This is a genomic window from Metabacillus niabensis, assembly GCF_020524345.1.
Taxonomy (GTDB): Bacteria; Bacillota; Bacilli; order Bacillales; family Bacillaceae; genus Metabacillus; species Metabacillus niabensis_B.
The window spans coordinates 41,410-61,763 of record NZ_JAIVLH010000019.1; the positions used below are offsets into that span (position 1 = coordinate 41,410).

The window sequence follows — 20,354 nt, forward strand, 5'->3', positions numbered from 1 at the left end:
TGATGTCCAAAATTAAAGTGTTAATTGCAGATGATCACCATGTTGTCCGGAGAGGGTTGCTTTTCTTTTTGAAAACCCAGAAGGATATAGACATTATCGGGGAAGCAACAAACGGGAAAGAAGCTGTAAAGCTGGTTTCAGAACTAAATCCAGATGTTGTGCTGATGGACTTATCAATGCCTGAAATGGATGGAGTGATGGCTACAAAAATTATTAGGGAAACAAACTCAACAGTTAAAATCATCATACTAACAAGCTATGGTGATCAAGATCATGTCATCCCTGCATTACGTGCAGGTGCTTCCGGATACCAATTGAAGGATATAGAGCCAGATGATCTTGTTCAAACCATAAGAGACGTGTTACAAGGACAAAGTAAACTTCATCCAAAGGTCACCTCACATGTTATGGCTCACTTGTCTACACCAGTGATTCCGTCCCAAACAAAACTAGACGACTTAACGAAGCGGGAAAAGGAAGTTTTAAACGAGCTGGCGAAAGGGAAAAGCAATAAAGAGATTGCAAGTGCGTTATTTATCACAGAAAAAACCGTTAAGACACATATATCAAATATCCTGTCCAAATTACAGCTGTCAGATCGCACACAAGCAGCTATATATGCGGTGAAAAATGGATACGTAGAATCTTAAAATGAAAGGAGAATGAAAATGAAATTATTGATTATCAATGGGGGTCCAAGAAAATCAGGAAGAACAAAAATGGCCGCCACATACATGGCAAAGGTCTATAAGGCGGAACACTTTGATTTAAGTGAAAAGGAATTCCCACTTTTTAATGGAGAAGAGGCAGCTTCACAACATCGACATGTTCAAGAATTAAGGAAATTGGTTGTAGAGGCAGATGCTATTGTTTTATTATCTCCTGAGTATCATAATGCAATGAGCGGCGCCCTGAAAAATGCATTAGACTTTTTAAGCAGTGAGCATTTTTCACATAAGCCTGTTGCACTTGTAGCTGTTGCGGGTGGAGGAAAAGGCGGAATTAATGCGTTAAATAACATGAGAACGGTGATGCGGGGATTGTATGCCCACTCGATTCCGAAACAAGTTGTACTTGATCCAAATTGTTTTGACTATGAACGGAGAGAATTACATTCCGAATCTGCATTACTCATTGAACAATTAGTAAAAGAATTAACTGTTTATTCAAAAGCGATTCAAAATATCCATCAATAAAGACTGACTAAGGGTAGGTGTGTGTATACTATCCTAAGTCAGTCTTTTTCTTAATGTAATGCTTCAATTGCAAAAGGTTCTTCCTCTACTGCGTGGTCGATATATCGTAAAAGGGAATACAGTTGTTTTTCAACTTCTTTATAGTCATGTTCGAAATTATAGGCATGTAAGAAATGTTCTATTTTCTTTGATAAAAAATCGTCTTTTGTTCGAACCATTAAGATGAGTAAGTTATCCCACTGTGAACGATGTGTGTAATACAATGCTTTGTCATAATCAACATTGTTCATAATCTTCCCTCCCTTAAGGAGATATGATTATTGTATGTGTTTTATATTTTTTGTTACTGTGAAAAACTTGGTGTCGTTGCTATAAAAGGAATGGTAGTCTTTACCCACATAAAACACGTAAGAGATGGTAACCTAAAATCAAAAAGGATGAAAAAATGAAGTATTGTTCGATCTTAATTCTCATATTTATATTAGCAATAGGACAAAGTGTACAAGCGAAGGAAATCGAGCAACAGATGTATACATATCAACTCATGAAAAAAGATCTACTCTCGATTGCTAAAGAGTATGACCTGGAGGTAAGAAGATTTGGTCAATCAGAATTTGGACGAGACCTTCTTGCGGTGAAAATTGGTCATGGAGAGAATACCGTTTTTATTACAGGAAGCCATCACGGACGCGAATGGCTGTCAACACACATCGTGATGGAAATGATCAAGCAATACACGGAGTCTTATCATCATTCACGTCCTTTTTCAGGACATTCTCCTGAAATCTTAGATGATGTTGCGATTTGGTTTATCCCGATGGTGAATCCTGATGGTGTGACGATTCAACAAAAGGGGATCAGCTCATTTCCCTATCTGTTACAAGAGGTCTATATCGATATGAATGAAGGAGATGCAGATTTTACCCGTTGGAAAGCAAATGGTTTAGGAGTGGATTTAAATAGACAGTATCCTGCTGGATGGGACAAGATTGAAGGAGATACGTCATATGCATCCTACTCACATTTTAAAGGGGAAAAGCCTCTGGAATCAAAAGAAACGAAAGCTTTAACACATTTTACAAAGCAAATAAAGCCGCTTACAGCTGCCTCCTATCATACCTCAGGCCGTGAGCTGTATTGGTATTATTTTAATTCTTTTCACCATCTTCAACGGGACTACTCGCTTATTGAAAAAATCTCAAAGACAACAGGTTATGAAATTTCCTACCCGCCCTTTGATGCCATTGGCGGGGGCTACACAGACTGGTTTATTCAGGCATATGAACGACCTGCTGTAACGATAGAACTTAGTTATCTTATTGAGGATACAAACCCTCCTTTGTCAGTGTTTGATGAAGAGTGGAAACGTAATAAAGAAATTGGGTTCATTCTATGTGAATTTGCCAAAAAAGAACTGCTGGTAGAAAAATAAAATATTTTTTTGGAGAATATGGACAACATGTCAGGGCAGATTAATTCATAGAAAGCCGTAATGGAGGTCTGTCTAATGAAAACAGTATCAAAAGTTTTTTTCGCATTTCTCGCTCTTTCAATTATTTTTACAGCAGGATTGAAAGCTTACGGGGAACAAAATGTGCAGGAAGTGGATTACAAAAAGTGGAGCCGTATTGCGATATCCTCTGTAAAAGAAAAATATCCTGACGCTGAATTTGTTGATTATAAGTATGATGGAAGAGAAGCTGTAAATGAAGAAGAGTCAAAAGATGTTTTTCATGTGAAGGGAAAGCAAAATAATAAACCGTTTATTGTGAAGGTTGACGTTGTATTTAACCCTAAAACAGGACAATTGATTACCGTGAATGTTTCAGAAATGAGAGAAGGCAACCTGTGAGGTCGCCTTTTTTCATTTAGATAAAAAATAGGAGAGTAGAGCAGATTGATTCTTTGCTACGTCAGCTAAAGTATATTGATCAAGAACTTCCAAATATGCTTGTAACGCTTTGTTTAAAACATGTTTTAAACCACATGCAGGAGAGATAATGCATTGGTCGTTTTCTTGATCAAAACACTCGACAAGATGGAAATCTTCCTCTGTTTTTCGAACAATTTCTCCGATATTAATTTCCTCTGGAAGCATTGCCAACCGAATTCCGCCATTCCGGCCGCGGATTGTCTCAATAACATTCATTTTTCCGAGCTCATATGTGACCTTCATTAAATGGTTTTTTGAAATATTGTAGACTTCTGCAATTTCTTTTATATTTGAGAGATCTTCTTTAGGCTTTGTAGCAAGATATACTAAGACTCTTAACGAGTAGTCTGTATAAAGGGTTAGTCGCATAAAACATACCTCACATTTATTTTTAGAAAGATTTAGTTGAACTTAAATAGGATTCTTGGTCATTATAATAAGTATAGCGTATGGTTGATTGAAGCTCCAGAATGCTCGCTTGAATAAACTAAAAATGTTCTCTTTATAGAACCTATGTATAAAAGTAACTTTAGCCTTATCTTACCATAGGGTGTGTACGTTTTAGATATTATTGTAGGAAAATGTGACAGCTTTTTTAAAGATGTATCTGATATATTGCTTTTAAATGACGGGATATCTATGATAAAGATGTATTCAAAATACTTCTTTAGGAGTTGGAATAGATGTTATCTAATAAAACAATTGAAATTGTGAAATCAACAGCACCAATCTTAGCTGAGCGTGGAGTGGAAATAACATCTTATTTTTACAAAAGCATGTTTGAAGCACACCCTGAATTATTAAATATTTTTAATCATGCAAATCAAAAACAAGGTCGTCAGCAAACAGCTTTAGCCAATACGGTTTATGCAGCAGCAACATATATTGATCAATTGGAAGTATTATTACCAGCTGTAAAACAAATTGCCCATAAACATCGAAGTTTAAATGTAAAAAAAGAACATTATCCGATTGTAGGAGAATTCTTATTAAAAGCAATTAAAGATGTATTAGGAGATGCAGCGACACCTGATATCATTGAAGCTTGGGGAGAAGCATATGCAGTGATTGCACAAGTCTTTATCGGTGTTGAGGAAGAAATGTATAACAAAGCCAAGAATGAGGCTTGGGATGCGTTCAAGGCATTTAAGGTTGTTAAAAAGGAACAAGAAAGCTCTGTTATTACATCATTCTATCTTGAAGCTTCTGATGGTAAGCCAGTTCCAAATTTTCAAGCGGGTCAGTATATTACGATAAGATTATCTATTCCAAATGAAGAGTATTTACTAAATCGTCAATACAGTCTTTCTGACTCTCCAGGGAAACAAACATTACGAATTTCCGTTAAAAGAGAAACAGGAAAAAACATAGATCAAAATGGTAAAGTATCAAATTATCTTCATGATTCAGTCAATGTTGGTGATGAAGTAGAAATTACCGCTCCTGCAGGTGACTTTGTTCTAGATGGATCAGCCAATTCTCCACTTTATCTCATTAGTGGTGGTGTCGGAATTACACCAATGCTTAGTATGCTAAAAACAGTTGGAGATAACCAGCCGAATCGAATGGTAACATTTATCCAGGCAGCAAATGATGGATCTGTACAAGCATTTGAACAAGAAGTAAGTGAAGCGGTTCACTCGATGCCAAATGCAAAGAAATATGTCGTCCTCCAACAGCCAACTGTATCTGATCGTGAGGAAAATAAATTTGATTTTGAAGGATACTTAGATTTACAAAAGCTTGAACAGCTTGTGAAAGAAAAGGATGCAACATTCTATGTATGCGGTCCTGCACCATTTATGGGAAGTGTAATCGAAAACCTTCAAAGACTTGGTGTGAAATCAGAGAATATTAATTATGAATTTTTTGGTCCTGCAATTGATTTAAAGCAGTATCAGGAAGCGTAAATATTGGATTGTAGCCACTAATTATAGGGATTTTGTTTCCCTATAGTTAGTGGTTTTTTCTTTTGAATTTATTGTGTTCTGATGTTATAGAGTATATTTTTTTGGAAGGGGTATAGTTAAACCTATCAGCTAGTATTATGCTTATATCTTTGTAAAGTTAGGTGAGATAGATGGAGAAAGACTTGGAACAAAAGCAAAAAACGATTGATTCTAAGTATATACAACAACACCTGGCAAATGAGCGCACATTTTTAGCTTGGGTCCGGACGGCGATTGCGATTATTGGGGTAGGATTTCTTGTTTCAAATTTACATGAAAATATGGAGCCGAATCTTTCACGGGTTAGTGATTATTTAGCCAATATTATTGGGATAACATCTGTTGGAGTAGGAATTTTAACGATCATTATGGCAACCATTGCGTATTTACGAAAATACAAAGCGATTAACGAACAAACATTTAGAACCCCGAAAATAACCGTAATTACACTTGGGATCTTTGTGGTCGTGATTGCGTTTATTTTTGGTATTTACTTTTTATTAATGTAGAAATGCTAGTATCTCCCTTTGAACAGATTAGCATGTTTTTCAACTAAGGCTCATACATTATTGTAAGATTTGCTTTAGGGGGGAGACCATGAAAGCAGCTGATCAAAAGGCTCTGGAATATGCTATTAGTGAAATAACCGAGGTTGCGAAAGGCTTCGGACTTGATTTTTATCCAATGAGATATGAGATATGTCCTGCTGATATTATTTATACATTTGGTGCATATGGTATGCCTACAAGGTTTTCACACTGGAGCTTTGGGAAACAATTTCACAAAATGAAGCTTCAATACGATTTAGGGTTGAGTAAGATTTATGAACTTGTCATTAACTCAGATCCTTGCTACGCATTTCTTCTAGATACTAACTCTTTAATCCAAAATAAATTAATCGTCGCTCACGTTTTGGCACATTGTGACTTTTTCAAAAATAATTCACGTTTTAGTAATACAAAACGTGAAATGGTTGAGAGTATGTCTGCCACAGCAGAGCGAATTAAGAAATATGAACTCATTCACGGAAGACAAGAGGTAGAAACGTTTTTAGATGCCGTTCTTTCCATACAGGAACATATTGATCCTTCCCTTGTTCGTCCAAAACTTTCTTGGACGATTGATGACATTGAATTCGAGGAAGACGAGGAAGAGCAAAAGGTCACTCCATATGATGACCTTTGGAATCTTGATAAAAAAGCGGAACCCAAATCTACAATAAAAAAGAAGAAAAAGAAATTTCCGCCTTCACCTGAGAAAGATATTTTATTATTTATTGAAGAATACAGCAGGGAACTAGAGGATTGGCAACGTGATATTTTAACGATGATGAGAGAAGAAATGCTCTATTTCTGGCCACAGCTTGAAACGAAAATCATGAATGAAGGCTGGGCTTCGTACTGGCACCAACGAATTATCAGGGAGCTTGATTTAACATCTGATGAAGCAGTTGAATTTGCAAAGCTGAATGCAGGTGTTGTACAGCCATCAAAAACGAGCATTAATCCGTATTACTTAGGTCTGAAAATTTTTGAAGATATTGAAGAGAGATACGATAACCCGACAGAAGAAATGAAAATGTTCGGTGCAAAGCCTGGGTCCGGCCGTGAAAAAATGTTTGAAGTCCGTGAAGTGGAATCTGATATTTCGTTCATCCGAAATTACTTAACAAAAGACCTTGTGATGCGCGAGGATATGTACTTATTCCAAAAGCAGGGCCGGGATTATAAAATTGTTGATAAAGGCTGGGAATCAGTACGCGATCAGCTTGTCAGCATGAGGGTAAATGGCGGATTCCCGTACATTACGGTAAATGACGGAGACTATTTAAAAAACAATGAACTTTACTTAAAGCACTGGTTTGAAGACATTGAGCTTGATCTAAAATACTTAGAGAAGGTGCTTCCATATATCTATCAATTATGGGGCAGACCTGTTCATATGGAAAGTATGCTGGAAGGAAAAAGTGTGTTGTTTTCTTATGATGGTAAAAGTGTATCAAGACGATACTTGTAAAAAAAACGCTGCTTTGCAGTGTTTTTTTGCATGAATTAGAATCTTTTCGTCATAATATAAAAAACATATTTATCTCTTGAATATATAAGTAAATTATTATATAGTAATTTACAGATATAATTGGAGGTGTAACGATGCTAGAAACATCCATTGAAATAGATAAAGCTGCAACTGTATTAAAACTATTAGGTGACAAAACACGTTTAACAATGGTTAAAATGTTAGATTCAAATGATTGTTGTGTATGTGAATTTGTTGAGATTTTTAAAGCAAGTCAACCTGCCATTAGTCAACATCTCCGAAAACTAAAGGATGCAGGAATTGTTCAAGAAATGAGAAGGGGGCAGTGGATCATTTATTCATTAAACAAAAGCAGTGATTATTATCCATTTGTTCAAAACATACTTAAACACCTTCCGAACCAGGATTATCGAATAAAAGAATTAGAAGAGCAAGGACTACGTATTTCATGTGAATAATGGAGGTATGAAATGACATCAGTAATTTTGGCATCGGCCATCTTTTTACTAACACTTACACTCGTCATATGGCAACCGAAAGGGTTATCCATCGGCTGGTCTGCATGTGGCGGCGCCATTTTAGCCCTTCTTGTAGGTGTTGTTGATTTTAAAGATGTACTAGATGTAACATCAATTGTTTGGAACGCGACCTTAGCGTTTATAGCTATTATCATTATTTCTCTAATACTAGATGAAATTGGCTTCTTTGAATGGTCAGCTTTGCACATGGCTAGGGCTGCTAAAGGTAACGGTATTAAAATGTTTGTTTATGTAAGTATTCTTGGAGCTATTGTAGCTGCATTCTTTGCAAACGATGGAGCTGCTTTAATACTGACACCAATTGTCCTTGCGATGGTAAGAAATTTAAACTTTAGTGAAAAAATGGTCTTTCCGTTTATTATCGCTAGCGGTTTTATCGCAGATACAACATCTCTTCCCTTAGTAGTAAGTAACTTAGTGAACATTGTATCAGCTGACTTCTTTGGGATAGGGTTTGTTGAGTTTGCATCTAGGATGATCATTCCAAACTTTTTCTCACTAGGTGCAAGTATTTTGGTTTTATTTCTCTTTTTCCGTAAAAGTATACCTCGTAACTACGACTTAACTCAGCTAAAAAAACCTGTTGAAGCCATACGAGATGAAAAGATGTTCAAATTGTCTTGGATTGTTTTGGGTATATTACTTGTTGGATATTTTGCAAGTGAGTTTATTGGAATTCCAGTATCCATCATCGCTGGTATTGTAGCCATCTTCTTCTTAGTTATGGCAAAAAGAAGTCCTGTGGTTAACACAAAAACCGTCATAAAAGGAGCACCTTGGGCAATTGTCTTTTTCTCAATCGGAATGTATGTCGTTGTTTACAGCTTACGAAATGTTGGGTTAACAAATGTATTAGCTGATTTAATTCAAGTAACAGCAGACCAAGGGTTGTTTGCAGCAACAGTTGGAATGGGCTTTATTGCTGCGATCTTATCATCAATAATGAACAACATGCCAACGGTTATGATCGATGCACTAGCCATTTCGGATACGAATACAAGTGGTGTGATAAGAGAAGCTCTTATTTATGCAAACGTGATTGGTTCTGATTTAGGACCGAAAATTACACCAATTGGCTCTTTAGCTACTTTATTATGGCTTCATGTCTTATCTTTAAAAGGTGTAAAAATCTCTTGGGGCACTTATTTTAAAACAGGAATTATCCTAACCATCCCAACATTGTTTATTACCCTTGTTGGTTTATATATTTGGTTACTTATCATCCATTAATCTTATCTAAAAAGGAGAAATAAACATGTCTAAAAAAACAATCTACTTCTTATGTACAGGAAATTCTTGCAGAAGCCAAATGGCAGAAGGCTGGGCAAAAAAGCATTTAGGTGATGAGTGGAATGTGTATAGTGCAGGTATTGAGGCTCACGGTTTAAATCCAAATGCAGTGAAAGCAATGAAAGAAGCTGGAATTGATATTTCAAATCAAACTTCAGATATTATTGACCCTGAAATTTTAAATAATGCTGATTTAGTTGTTACGTTATGTGGCGATGCAGCAGATAAATGTCCAATGACGCCACCACATGTTAAAAGAGAGCATTGGGGATTTGATGATCCAGCTAAAGCAGAAGGTACAGATGAGGAAAAATGGGCGTTCTTCCAACGTGTACGCGATGAAATTGGCGAACGAATTGAACGTTTCGCTAAAACTGGAGAATAATAAAAAAGACAGAAGCCGTGAGACCTCCTCTCGGCTTTCACTTTAATAAATATATAAGTAAATTCTTATATCTTAATAAAGGGGATGAAACCTTTGAAAGTTGAAATATTTGACCCAGCAATGTGTTGTTCAACAGGTGTATGCGGTCCGAGTGTTGATCCTGAATTAACTCGTATTGCCTCAGCTGTTTACTCACTAGAGAAAAAAGGATTTGAAATAAAAAGATATAATCTTGCAAATGAGCCAGGTGTTTTTGCTGAGAATAATGAAATCACTCAATTACTTACTGAAAAGGGTCCCGATGTCCTTCCTGTAACACTCGTTGATAAGAAAATCAAAAAAATTGGTGAATATCCAACAAATGATGAACTTTCTGAATGGTTTGGCGTTAAGACAGATGAATTAAAAGAAAAGCCTAAGGATAAATTATCAATTAATTTAAAGCAACTGTAATACAAGGAAGAAGGGATAAAATGTATCAGCCTTTTAATCCAAAGAGTATCGATACTCCATATTTATTCTTTACCGGTAAAGGCGGGGTTGGAAAAACTTCAACTGCCTGTGCATCAGCTGTTGCATTAGCTGATGCTGGTAAAAAGATATTACTTGTCAGTACAGATCCAGCTTCTAACTTACAGGATGTATTAGAGACTGAATTAACGAATATACCAAAATTGATTACCAAAATACCTAATCTTTATGCTTGTAATATAGACCCAGAAGAAGCCGCAAAAAATTATCGTGAAAAAGTTGTTGGACCCTATCGCGATAAATTGCCTGAATCAGTAGTTGCAACAATGGAAGAGCAATTATCGGGTGCCTGTACAGTAGAAATAGCTGCTTTTGATGAATTTACAAGTTTATTAACAGATGAATCCACTGTAAAAGAGTATAATCATATTCTTTTTGATACAGCACCAACGGGACACACGTTAAGGCTATTACAACTTCCAATAGCATGGAGTGGATTTTTAGAGGAAAGTACACATGGTGCTTCATGTTTAGGACCACTATCGGGTTTAGGAAATAAGAAAGATTTGTATTCTAAAACTGTAGAAGCTCTGTCAGACTCAACCAAAACAACGCTATGCTTAGTAAGTAGGCCTGAAGTCTCTTCATTAAATGAGGCTAATCGGGCATCAATAGAGTTAAAGGGAATTGGGATAAACAATCAAATAGTCGTCATGAATGGCTTGTTAAAATCATATGTTCCAGATGATGCTGTATCAGCAGCTTTTTATCATCGTCAGCAACTTGCATTGAAATCTATACCTGAGGATCTGAAACAAATCCCTAATTATTCTCTACCATTTGTATCTTATTCCTTAACTGGCATCCAAAATCTTCGTTATTTATTGAAACAATATTCATTACCTGAATCAGAAATGAAAGATGATTTGGATTACGACATATCTTTCAATGAACTAAACGATGTAATTAATGATCTATCAGAGTCAAACAAAAGAATTATTTTTACTATGGGAAAAGGAGGAGTAGGTAAAACAACCGTTGCATCAGCAATTGCAGTGGGTCTTGTAGAAAAAGGACATAAAGTTCATTTAACAACAACAGACCCTGCTTCCCATTTAAACTATATGTTTGAAAACAGTAAATTAAATAAAGACCTGACCATTAGTTCAATTAATCCTCATGAGGAAGTTGTAAAATATAAGAAAGAAATTCTTACAAAAGTTGGTAAAGACCTTGATGAAGAAGGACTTGCATACTTACAAGAGGATTTAAACTCACCATGTACAGAAGAAATTGCTGTATTTCGAGCTTTTGCAGAAGTTGTAGCAAAGTCAGAAGAGGAAATTGTTGTAATTGATACAGCACCGACTGGACATACATTGTTGTTGTTAGATTCAGCACAGAATTATCATAAAGAACTTAGTCGTTCTTCCGGAGAAGTGCCTCAAAGTGTAGTTAAGTTACTTCCAAGGTTAAGAAACCCTGAAGAAACGAGTGTTGTTATTGTTACGTTAGCTGAAACAACACCTGTTTTAGAAACTGCGAGACTTCAACAAGACTTAAAACGAGCAGAAATTCAACCAGTTTGGTGGGTAATTAATCAGAGTTTATATGCAACTAAAACTCGAGACCCAATCTTAATGGGAAGAGCTGTTTCCGAAAAAAAATGGATTACTAAGGTCAACGAGGAGTTGGCTACTCGCTCTGCTATAATTCCTTGGATTAGCAAAGAGAAGATAGGATATGAAGAAGTTAAAGATTATGTCAGGTCATAGCTAATATGGAGGGTGAAAATGGAGAAAGTCATCATTTTAGGAACAGGACCCGCAGGGTTAACTGCTGCAGTCTATCTAGCAAGAGCAAATATGAAACCAATTGTTATTGAAGGGGATCAACCAGGAGGACAATTAACATTAACAACTGAGGTTGAAAACTTTCCAGGTTTTATTGATGGTATTACGGGACCAGAATTAATGGATAACATGAGAAAGCAAGCAGAGCGTTTTGGAGCAGAATTTAAAAGAGGATGGGTAACTGAAGTTGATTTATCTAAGAAACCTTATCGCTTACAAGTCAATGGTTTAGGTGAGATTGTAACTGAATCCCTTATCCTTTCAACAGGTGCATCGGCAAAACTTTTAAACATACAAGGTGAGAAAGAAAATATTGGTAGGGGAGTTAGTACCTGTGCAACCTGTGATGGATTCTTCTTTCGAAATAAAAAAGTTATTATTGTTGGTGGTGGAGATTCTGCGATGGAAGAAGCAAATTTCTTAACGAAGTTTGCAAGTGAAGTTGTTATAGTTCATAGAAGAAATGAGCTTCGTGCTTCAAAAATCATGCAGGACCGTGCAAAAGAGAATCCAAAAATATCATGGGAACTTAATCAAACACCGCTAGAAGTAACGGCTGGAGAAAATGGTGTTACAGGATTAAAAGTAAAAGATAATGAAACAAATAAAGAAAAAATTATTCAAACTGATGGTATTTTCGTTGCCATCGGTCATACGCCAAATACATCATTTTTAAATGGTCAAATTGATACCGATGAAACAGGATATATAAACGTTATACCTGGAACAACTGAAACCAATATACCTGGTGTTTTTGCTTGTGGGGATGTACAAGATAAAAGATACCGTCAAGCAATAACAGCTGCGGGTACTGGATGTATGGCTGCTTTAGATGCTGAAAGATATTTAGAAGGAAATGCAATTCATGATTGGAGCAAATCATTATAATAGGAGGTGTTAATATGACAACAAAGAATTACCATGAATTATTGAAAGATCGTATTTATATCGGTGGTGCAGATGATATTCATGATGTGATGAAAAATGAAAAAGTCGATGTAGCATATGATTTAAGAGCAGAGGCACCAAAAGAAGAATCACCATATAATCGTGTGCACAGTCCAATTGTTGATGATGCAGACCAACAAGATGAATCTGTTAAGAAATCCATTGATCATGTAGTTAATGCATATAATGAAGGGAAAAATGTGTATTTTCACTGCCAAGGCGGTAGTAATCGAACAGGTACTGTTGCAATTGGAACACTTTTAGCATTAGGAAAAGCAAATACAATCGAGGAAGCAGAGGATATTGCAAAGACTGCACGACCAAAAATTAATGTGAAACCTGAGATGAAAGAAACGTTAAAAAGAATCTATCCAAATGTATAGTAATCAATAGGGGGAAATGGTAGTGGAAATTACTGATGGAGCAAAAGAACTGTTAGAAAACTTTTTAAATGAAAAAGAGGCAGAAGGAATTCGTCTTACTTCTGTTGCTGGGTGTTGTGGACCGCAATTTACGATCTCTTTAGATGCACCAGAGGAATCTGATACAGTACAAACGATTAACGGTATAAAAGTAGCGATTGATTCACAAATTACTGGAACAGAAGAATTAACTCTAGATAAAGAGGTAAATCAAGACGGTGCAGGCTTAGTTTTATTGGGAGCAAGCAACTGTTGTTAATTAAATATCCATAGGGGAGTCTTTGACTTCCTTTTTTCTTTTCTATGTTTATTGAATCAGTGAATATTGAAACCATTTAAATCATTTATAAATGCCACCGTTTCTTTTTGATTATTTTGAAGCATTGATATAGATAATAAAAATATTTATCAGCAATGAACCATCTTGAAAGTTAATTTCTTGGTTCATGAAAGACATCTTTTCTAAATCAAATTTTTTTGATATTTTAAATGTATATCCAATATTTTCAGGTGTTAACTTATTAATCATAAAAAATTGATTTAATTTTCATAAAAGAAAGGATGTAAATATTGCACGTAACCATACAAAAAATGAGGAATGAACATTGGGATCAAGTTATGAAAATTTATTTAGATGGAATAGCCACTGGAAATGCAACTTTTCAAACTGAAGCACCTTCTTGGGAAGAATGGGATGCAGGACATACATTTCAATGTCGTTTAATTGCGACGCTTGAAGGTGTAATAGTAGGGTGGACTGCCTTAAGTCCTATTTCAAATAGATGTGTTTATGAGGGTGTAGCTGAGGTAAGTGTTTATGTTAGTCCAGAATATAAGGGGAGAGGAATTGGAAAATTACTATACCAAGATTTGATTAGGGAAAGTGAAGAGAAGGGATATTGGACTTTACAAGCGAGTATTTTTCCGGAAAATAGGGCGAGTCTGAATTTACATAAGCAATTTGGATTTAGGAAGGTGGGCATTAGACAACGAATTGGTAAATTGAACGGTGTTTGGAGAGATGTTGTTTTACTTGAAAGAAGAAGTAAGGTTCAAGGTAATAATTAATATCTTATTTTTGATTAATCACTACAATATTGATTATGAAATTCTAAATATGATATCCATTATTCATGGCAAAAAGAAAAACTGGAGAAATAGTAAGAAAAAGCCGTGGGACATATCCAGCGGCTTTTCTTTACCAATACATATTCATTCAACACAACAAGTATCGATGGTATCTACTTCAGTGTCTTCTTTTGTTAAGAAAAATTCCCATTCGTGGCCATCAGGATCTGTGATCCAAAATTTATCTTGCTTAGCATAGCAACATGTAGTATCACTTTCATTACGTGAGAAAAAGCCTTCCTTTTCCAGCCTCTCTTTATGTTTTACCAACTCATTTGTACTGAATACTTGAAAACCAAAATGATTGATATGATTACCCTCTACACGATCTACTGGTCGTAATGTAAAGTTCAACCCAGGGTTCTCTAACAAAAACTTCACATAATCTTGTTTTACCTTTACAGGTTTTACACCAAATAATTTAGAATAAAAGGTAAGGGAAGTATCTAAATCTGTTACATTTAAACCAATATGAATGTTCATAATTTCATTCCTCCTAAGGGTCTATTTCATTATTAATTTTCTGTTTTTAACAACAAACTGTTTGACAACAAGTTATTTCAATTGATTTAGTTTTATCAGTACGCTTATCTTCTTTAGTTAAAGGAATCGAAAAAGAACTAAATTCAGTCATTTCACTTTGTTTTATTTTTGAAAGCATATAAACCTCATACTCATTAAACATAACTTCCTCCTAAAACAAATTATTTTGATCTATTTATCAAAAAAAATTGATATAATGTAGAAAAAATTTATCAGCAAGTTGGCCTAAATAGACAACAAAGCTCTGCTGATAATAGTTGATTTACTTCATCAAGGTTAAGTTTGTAATAATTCCATGTGCCTCTTGTTTCTCTTATAATAAGGTTTGCATCTAAAAGTATTTTTAAATGATATGACAGCTTTGATTGTGTCATGTTTACCATGGGTGCTAGATCATTAACATTAATTTCACCTTTTTGTGTAAGAAGATTCATGATCTGCAATCTTTTTTTGTCCGCAATGGCTTTAAACTTACTCTCATACATTTCAAAGGTTTTTTCTAAAGACACATCTTGAAAGTTGATTTCCTGTTTCATGAAATACACCTTTTCTACATCAATTTTTTTGATATTTAAACTATATAACCAAATTTTTCTTTTGTCAATAATTAATCAAAAAAAATTGATGTATACAAGAGAGTTAAACATTAATAAGAAGCTACCAGTAGGTAACTTCCTCATAAAAGATATTAAATCAATCCAATAAGTAATCCGCCAACAGCTCCGGTCAACACAATGATCCATGGTGGAAGTTTCCAATAAACTAACATACTGAATAATACGGCAGCAAAGGCAAAGTCAATTGGTGCCAGAATACTACTGGTCCAAATAGGGTGATAAAACGCAGAGATTAAGATCCCAACAACCGCTGCATTTACTCCAAGTAACGCTCCTTTAATCTTAGGATTACGGCGCAATGTATCCCAAAATGGCAATGTTCCTAAAATTAATAGAAATGCGGGTAAGAAAATAGCAACCGTGGCTACTAATCCACCTTGCCAACCATTTATTACGGCACCTAAATAGGCTGCGAATGTGAAAAGTGGGCCGGGGACTGCTTGTGCTGCACCATATCCGGCTAAAAAGGCTTCTTCTGACAGCCACCCGGTTGGAACAAATTCACGTTCCAATAAAGGCAAAACAACATGTCCTCCGCCAAATACTAATGATCCTGAGCGGTAAAAGCTATCAAACATAGCAATCCAACTTATCGAGGTCATCTCTCTTAAGATTGGCAGTAATATGAGTAACCCGAAAAATAATGATAAGCAAACAATGGCAAATCCTTTTGAAATAGGGAAATCAACTCTTGATTCTTCAGATTCTGTGTGATCTTTATATAAGAGAAAGCCAACGAATGCGGCAATAATAATCACACCGACTTGTGTAAAGGCTGTTTGCCATAAGAGTGTTCCTACTAAGGCAAATAAAGCTATTGTTTTCCTCTTTAAATCTGGAGTTAACTTTTGTGCCATCCCTAGGATCGCATGGGCAACAACAGCAACAGCGACTATTTTTAAGCCGTGAATCCATCCGGCATCTGTGACATCAAATCCCTGAAGAATGAAAGCAAAGATAATAAGTGCTAAAACCGAGGGAAGGGTAAAACCGATAAAGGAAGTGATACCTCCCAATACTCCCGCACGCATGACACCAATCCCAATCCCTACCTGGCTACTGGCCGGCCCGGGTAGAAACTGGCAAAGTGCTACTAGATCCGCATAGCTTTTTTCATCCATCCATTTCCTTCGACGGATATATTCTTCATGGAAATAGCCTAAGTGTGCAATTGGTCCACCAAATGATGTAAAACCAAGCCTTGTTGAAACAATTAAAATTTCAAGCAACGTCCTTAGTGTATTTTTTTGTTTCATTATTATTTACCTGCCTTTCCTAGTCTTTAATTTCTTTAAATAACTCATATGCTTTTGCTCGGGCTTCTTTAAGAACCATGTTTCCTTTTTCTGTTGTTGTATAATATTTGCGTATTTTTCCTTCTACATTTCGATCTTCTCTCTTTAAGAGACCATCTGACTCCATGGAGTGGAGGATGGGATAAAGGGTGCCGGGACTGATGTTATATCCGTGTTCCCTAAGTTCTTCGAGCATCCAGACACCAAAAATGGGGTGTTCTTTTGCATGGTGAAGAATGTGAATGTGAATAAACCCGAGAAACAATTTCCGCAAGACTTTGTCTTCCAATAAATCACCTCATTAACTTTTATCGATATCGTATTCCAATATTGAGTTTCAATATTATGTATTGTAACATCTTCAATTAATTTTTCCACTCATACCTACAATATTTACAAAACCTTTACATTTCTAAAGAAATTAATAAAGTTGATATGAATTTTGCATACTTTCTGCAAAGTCATTTGTTATTTTTGAAGTATAGAGACCTATAAATAAAGAAAATATAGGGAAATACTTTAACAACCAAAATATGAAAAAGGAGTAGTGATATGAAAAAAATTAACTCAATTATGTTGACAAGTTTTATAGCCATTTTATTAACTGCATGTACTAGTAATATTGAGAAAACATCTGAAAATAATGAGGATATGAATACAAATACGGAAAAACATTCGGAAATGGATCATTCTGAGATGAACCATTCAAGTTCTGGTGAGGTTCCGGAAGGTTTAAAGGAAGCAGAAAATCCTACATATAAAGTGGGGAGCCAGGCTATCCTTGAAACAGATCATATGCAAGGTATGAAGGGAGCAGAAGCAACAATTGCTGGAGCTTACAATACAGAAGTTTATGCTGTTTCTTATACACCAACAACTGGCGGAGATATAGTTGAAAATCATAAGTGGGTCATTCATGAGGAAATCGAAGATGCAGGGGATCCACCATTTAAGCCAGGTGAAGAAGTTGTTTTAAATGCTGATCATATGAAAGGTATGAATGGTGCAGAAGCTGTAATCGACTCTGTTGAAGAGACGACTGTGTATATGGTTGATTACACACCTACAACGGGTGGAGAAGAAGTGAAAAACCATAAATGGGTAACTGAAAGTGAATTATCAGCAATAGAAGAGTAATAATAGGAAAAGAGAACTTGGGTTAACCTGAGTTCTCTTTTCAATATCGCTTATTTTAATTGTCGGAAACCCATTTATAACCTATTCCCCAAACTGTTTTTAAATATTTTTCTACAGGGAAGTTTGCTTTACGCAGCTTTTCTCTCATATTACGTATATGTGAGTCAATGGTTCGATCTTCTGTTTCAGCCTTTAGGCCCCATAAAGTTGAAAGTAAATGTTCTCTTGAAAATACTTTGTTTTGGTTTTCTAAGAACAAACCGAGTAGGCCATATTCCTTGGGGGTCAGAACAAGCTCTTTCTCATGATATGTAACCTGATATGTGGACTGATTTATTAATAACCCTTCAAAACGAATTATGTTTTCAGAGTGAGAAGTTCTGCTTGTTCTTCTCATAATGGCTTCTAAACGAGCGATTAACTCTTCTTCATGAAATGGTTTGACCAGGTAATCATCAGCACCTTTTTTTAAGCCTTTTACAACATCTTCCTTTTCACTTCTTGCTGTTAACATGATTATTGGTACTTCAGATATTTTCCTTATTTTTTCACAGGTTTCCCATCCATCCAATTCAGGCATCATAATATCCAGGATTACAAGGTCAACGCTTTTGTGATAAAGAATTTCTAAGCCTTCATGACCAGATTTCTTTTTAATACATGTATATCCATAAGGCTCTATATATAAAGATAATAAATCGAGCATTCTTTGCTCATCATCTATCAGCAAAACTTTTTTCATCATACAGCTCCTTTAAAGTAATTTTAAAGCATGTTCCCTTATTTAATTGACTTTCTATTGAAATAGTTCCTCCATGGGCATCGATTATTTCTTTCACTATTGATAATCCTAACCCATAACCTCCTGTTAACCTTGAGCGTGATTTATCTACTCGATATAGGCGGTCAAAGATATATGGTAAATCTTCAGCAGGTATTCCTTGACCTTGGTCTCTGACATAAATATCTATGATATTCTCTTTCTTTGTGAGTTCAATTGTAGTCAATGTTTTGGTATCAGAGTATTTGATTGAGTTATCCAACAAATTTAAGAAGACTTGTTCAAAACGAATCGGATCGATATGTGCAAAGGTTTCTTTTTGACAAATAAACTCAAGTTTTATTCCTTTGCTTTCAAAAGCCGGTTTCATTTTTTGAAAAATAGATTGCATGAATAAGCAGATGTTAACTTTCTCTTTTGAAATAGAAAAAGTATTTTGATCCATTTTTGCTAAATTAAATAGTTCTGTTAGAAGATTACTCACATGGTTTGATTCTTCATAAATAATATGTATGTAATGCAGTCGGTCCGTTTCTGATAAGTTGTTTCTTTTTGCGATATCAGCATAACCCTTAATATAGGTAAGAGGGGTACGCAGTTCATGAGAAATACTACCTAAAAATTCATTTCTTTCTTTTTTTAAATAGTTTAAGTCGTTAGCTAAAATCTGAATAGAAGTTGATAACTCTCCTATTTCATCATTTGAAGTTTTAGGCAGGGAAACTGAAAAATCCCCTTTGCTTATTCTTCTTGTTGCTTCCTTCATCAAAATCAAAGGTTTAGTTAGAGCTTTTGATAAGAAGAATATGGTAAACAGCATGAGAAAGATAATGAGAACTGAAGCCAGGATAAAATGTTCATTTAATCTTGAAATAACATGTTGTATCTGGTCGGTACTTTTGAACATATAAACATAACCAATCTCTCCATTAGGAGCCTGGAATGGAGAAACCGTCGAAATATATCGTTCATCTTGCCAGTCAGATTGAATGATAAGACCATTTTGAGATTCTTCATGTTTTGTTTTTAGGATTTTGTCCATTTCTAGGTCTACTGTTTTAGATGAAGTAATGACTTTTCCAGCATCATTTGTTATAACAACCTCAGTATCTGTTTGTGACTCCATTATTTTAATGTGATGTAACGTGGACTCATCATAGGAAATTTCAATAACATCACGATGGCTGTTACCCCGTAACTTTAGGGCGTTTAACTCTTCATTAACAAGAGAATGGACAACATTACGGTGTAAGAAGAACATAGAAGATGCTTCAATGATAAAAATGCAGATAAAAAACCATAAACCGAGTTTAATAGAAATTTTCATAGGATACACCTTCTTAGTTTTATAAGACTATTGTAAAGGTAAATTGTTGAGAAAATATGCAGAAATAAAAAAGCAAAGCTAATTACGCTTTGCTCTTTGACTATACCCCTTAGATTGTCCAATTTCTAGTGCTGCTTATGAAGCCATTTGGCGACAGGCTTCAGCACATTTAAAGCAAGAATCCGCACAGTTTTTGCAATGATCATGGTCATGTTTCTGACATTCTTGACCGCATGCTTTACATATATCGGCACATAGCTTACATATTTGTTTAGCAAAAGGACTATTTGATTGCATAGCTTTTACTGCAAAACCACAAAAATCGGCACATTCTATGTCCAGACGAATACAGTCTGACATCATGGCTACATCATCTTCTTTAAGGCAGGCATGATAACAAGTATTACAAGCCTCCATACACTCTAGACATGCCTGAATACAGTCCTTATATTGTTGATTTAACATATGACATTACCTCCTTATTTTTTATATAAATAATAGTA

General features: G+C 35.4%; 27 protein-coding genes. 17 read left to right on the plus strand and 10 right to left on the minus strand.

Annotated elements, in window-relative coordinates:
• Positions 1–2 precede the first annotated feature (2 nt).
• Positions 3–650, plus strand: a complete 648-nt coding sequence (locus LC095_RS19315) for a response regulator (RefSeq protein ID WP_226529714.1) — start codon at positions 3–5, stop codon at positions 648–650.
• Between the two features lie 18 nt (positions 651–668).
• Positions 669–1,196, plus strand: a complete 528-nt coding sequence (locus LC095_RS19320; RefSeq protein WP_226529715.1) for an NADPH-dependent FMN reductase — start codon at positions 669–671, stop codon at positions 1,194–1,196.
• A gap of 50 nt (positions 1,197–1,246) precedes the next feature.
• Here LC095_RS19320 and LC095_RS19325 read toward each other — a convergent pair whose 3' ends face one another.
• Positions 1,247–1,486 carry a YhdB family protein gene (locus LC095_RS19325; protein ID WP_078435489.1) on the minus strand — a complete coding sequence of 80 codons (240 nt, stop codon included), beginning with the start codon at positions 1,484–1,486 and terminating at the stop codon, positions 1,247–1,249.
• Positions 1,487–1,641: 155 nt separating this feature from the next.
• Between LC095_RS19325 and LC095_RS19330 the strand changes: the two genes are divergently transcribed.
• Both LC095_RS19330 and LC095_RS19335 read left to right on the plus strand, forming a co-directional pair.
• A complete protein-coding gene (locus tag LC095_RS19330) occupies positions 1,642–2,628 on the plus strand; it encodes a M14 family zinc carboxypeptidase (protein WP_226529716.1) in 987 nt (328 codons plus the stop codon).
• Positions 2,629–2,703: 75 nt separating this feature from the next.
• On the plus strand, positions 2,704–3,048 hold the full coding sequence (locus LC095_RS19335) for a DUF3889 domain-containing protein (RefSeq protein ID WP_226529717.1): 345 nt from the start codon (positions 2,704–2,706) through the stop codon (positions 3,046–3,048).
• Between the two features lie 12 nt (positions 3,049–3,060).
• On the opposite strand, the gene LC095_RS19340 is transcribed toward LC095_RS19335, so the two are convergent.
• The gene (locus tag LC095_RS19340) at positions 3,061–3,498 is read right to left on the minus strand and encodes an Rrf2 family transcriptional regulator (RefSeq protein WP_226529718.1); all 438 of its coding nucleotides are present in this window, start codon (positions 3,496–3,498) and stop codon (positions 3,061–3,063) included.
• A 314-nt stretch (positions 3,499–3,812) separates the two neighbouring features.
• Here LC095_RS19340 and hmpA point away from each other — a divergent pair, with 314 nt between their 5' ends.
• From hmpA to LC095_RS19400, 12 genes are all read left to right on the plus strand, one after another.
• Positions 3,813–5,039: an NO-inducible flavohemoprotein gene (gene hmpA, locus LC095_RS19345; protein WP_226529719.1), complete on the plus strand. Its 1,227-nt coding sequence runs from the start codon at positions 3,813–3,815 to the stop codon at positions 5,037–5,039.
• A gap of 170 nt (positions 5,040–5,209) precedes the next feature.
• Entirely contained in the window at positions 5,210–5,587 is a 378-nt protein-coding gene (locus tag LC095_RS19350) for a YidH family protein (protein ID WP_226529720.1), read from the plus strand.
• Between the two features lie 88 nt (positions 5,588–5,675).
• Positions 5,676–7,094: a SpoVR family protein gene (locus LC095_RS19355; protein ID WP_226529721.1), complete on the plus strand. Its 1,419-nt coding sequence runs from the start codon at positions 5,676–5,678 to the stop codon at positions 7,092–7,094.
• 134 nt (positions 7,095–7,228) lie between these two features.
• Positions 7,229–7,573 (plus strand): ArsR/SmtB family transcription factor, encoded by a 345-nt coding sequence (locus LC095_RS19360; protein ID WP_226529722.1) that lies wholly within the window; start codon positions 7,229–7,231, stop codon positions 7,571–7,573.
• A gap of 12 nt (positions 7,574–7,585) precedes the next feature.
• The gene (locus LC095_RS19365; protein WP_226529723.1) at positions 7,586–8,884 is read left to right on the plus strand and encodes an arsenic transporter; all 1,299 of its coding nucleotides are present in this window, start codon (positions 7,586–7,588) and stop codon (positions 8,882–8,884) included.
• A 25-nt stretch (positions 8,885–8,909) separates the two neighbouring features.
• Positions 8,910–9,329: an arsenate reductase (thioredoxin) gene (gene arsC, locus LC095_RS19370; RefSeq protein WP_226529724.1), complete on the plus strand. Its 420-nt coding sequence runs from the start codon at positions 8,910–8,912 to the stop codon at positions 9,327–9,329.
• Positions 9,330–9,422: 93 nt separating this feature from the next.
• Entirely contained in the window at positions 9,423–9,782 is a 360-nt protein-coding gene (gene arsD / locus LC095_RS19375) for an arsenite efflux transporter metallochaperone ArsD (protein ID WP_413467522.1), read from the plus strand.
• Positions 9,783–9,802: 20 nt separating this feature from the next.
• Positions 9,803–11,575: an arsenical pump-driving ATPase gene (gene arsA / locus LC095_RS19380; protein ID WP_226529726.1), complete on the plus strand. Its 1,773-nt coding sequence runs from the start codon at positions 9,803–9,805 to the stop codon at positions 11,573–11,575.
• 18 nt (positions 11,576–11,593) lie between these two features.
• Entirely contained in the window at positions 11,594–12,541 is a 948-nt protein-coding gene (gene trxB / locus LC095_RS19385) for a thioredoxin-disulfide reductase (protein WP_226529727.1), read from the plus strand.
• A 14-nt stretch (positions 12,542–12,555) separates the two neighbouring features.
• On the plus strand, positions 12,556–12,984 hold the full coding sequence (locus LC095_RS19390; protein ID WP_226529728.1) for a dual specificity protein phosphatase family protein: 429 nt from the start codon (positions 12,556–12,558) through the stop codon (positions 12,982–12,984).
• A 22-nt stretch (positions 12,985–13,006) separates the two neighbouring features.
• Positions 13,007–13,282, plus strand: coding sequence for an adhesin (locus LC095_RS19395; protein ID WP_226529729.1), 276 nt, complete (start codon positions 13,007–13,009; stop codon positions 13,280–13,282).
• Positions 13,283–13,614: 332 nt separating this feature from the next.
• Complete coding sequence (locus LC095_RS19400; protein ID WP_264196119.1) at positions 13,615–14,091, plus strand: GNAT family N-acetyltransferase; 477 nt, start codon at positions 13,615–13,617, stop codon at positions 14,089–14,091.
• 144 nt (positions 14,092–14,235) lie between these two features.
• Here LC095_RS19400 and LC095_RS19405 read toward each other — a convergent pair whose 3' ends face one another.
• The 5 genes from LC095_RS19405 to LC095_RS19425 all read right to left on the minus strand — a co-directional run bounded on the left by LC095_RS19405 (position 14,236) and on the right by LC095_RS19425 (position 16,895).
• A complete protein-coding gene (locus LC095_RS19405; protein ID WP_226529796.1) occupies positions 14,236–14,637 on the minus strand; it encodes an ArsI/CadI family heavy metal resistance metalloenzyme in 402 nt (133 codons plus the stop codon).
• A 43-nt stretch (positions 14,638–14,680) separates the two neighbouring features.
• The gene (locus LC095_RS19410; protein ID WP_226529730.1) at positions 14,681–14,836 is read right to left on the minus strand and encodes a hypothetical protein; all 156 of its coding nucleotides are present in this window, start codon (positions 14,834–14,836) and stop codon (positions 14,681–14,683) included.
• 70 nt (positions 14,837–14,906) lie between these two features.
• On the minus strand, positions 14,907–15,230 hold the full coding sequence (locus LC095_RS19415; protein ID WP_226529731.1) for an ArsR/SmtB family transcription factor: 324 nt from the start codon (positions 15,228–15,230) through the stop codon (positions 14,907–14,909).
• Between the two features lie 152 nt (positions 15,231–15,382).
• Positions 15,383–16,567 (minus strand): chromate transporter, encoded by a 1,185-nt coding sequence (locus LC095_RS19420; protein ID WP_226529732.1) that lies wholly within the window; start codon positions 16,565–16,567, stop codon positions 15,383–15,385.
• A 19-nt stretch (positions 16,568–16,586) separates the two neighbouring features.
• Positions 16,587–16,895 carry a PadR family transcriptional regulator gene (locus LC095_RS19425; RefSeq protein WP_226529733.1) on the minus strand — a complete coding sequence of 103 codons (309 nt, stop codon included), beginning with the start codon at positions 16,893–16,895 and terminating at the stop codon, positions 16,587–16,589.
• Positions 16,896–17,158: 263 nt separating this feature from the next.
• Here LC095_RS19425 and LC095_RS19430 point away from each other — a divergent pair, with 263 nt between their 5' ends.
• Positions 17,159–17,743 carry a YdhK family protein gene (locus tag LC095_RS19430; RefSeq protein ID WP_226529734.1) on the plus strand — a complete coding sequence of 195 codons (585 nt, stop codon included), beginning with the start codon at positions 17,159–17,161 and terminating at the stop codon, positions 17,741–17,743.
• Between the two features lie 55 nt (positions 17,744–17,798).
• Here the strand turns inward: LC095_RS19430 and LC095_RS19435 are convergent, their stop codons facing one another.
• The 3 genes from LC095_RS19435 to LC095_RS19445 all read right to left on the minus strand — a co-directional run bounded on the left by LC095_RS19435 (position 17,799) and on the right by LC095_RS19445 (position 20,316).
• The gene (locus LC095_RS19435; protein WP_226529735.1) at positions 17,799–18,485 is read right to left on the minus strand and encodes a response regulator transcription factor; all 687 of its coding nucleotides are present in this window, start codon (positions 18,483–18,485) and stop codon (positions 17,799–17,801) included.
• Positions 18,460–19,851 carry a sensor histidine kinase gene (locus LC095_RS19440; RefSeq protein WP_226529736.1) on the minus strand — a complete coding sequence of 464 codons (1,392 nt, stop codon included), beginning with the start codon at positions 19,849–19,851 and terminating at the stop codon, positions 18,460–18,462. The genes LC095_RS19435 and LC095_RS19440 overlap by 26 nt, the downstream gene beginning before the upstream one ends.
• 135 nt (positions 19,852–19,986) lie before the next feature.
• Positions 19,987–20,316, minus strand: coding sequence for a four-helix bundle copper-binding protein (locus tag LC095_RS19445; protein ID WP_226529737.1), 330 nt, complete (start codon positions 20,314–20,316; stop codon positions 19,987–19,989).
• Between the last annotated feature and the right edge of the window lie 38 nt (positions 20,317–20,354).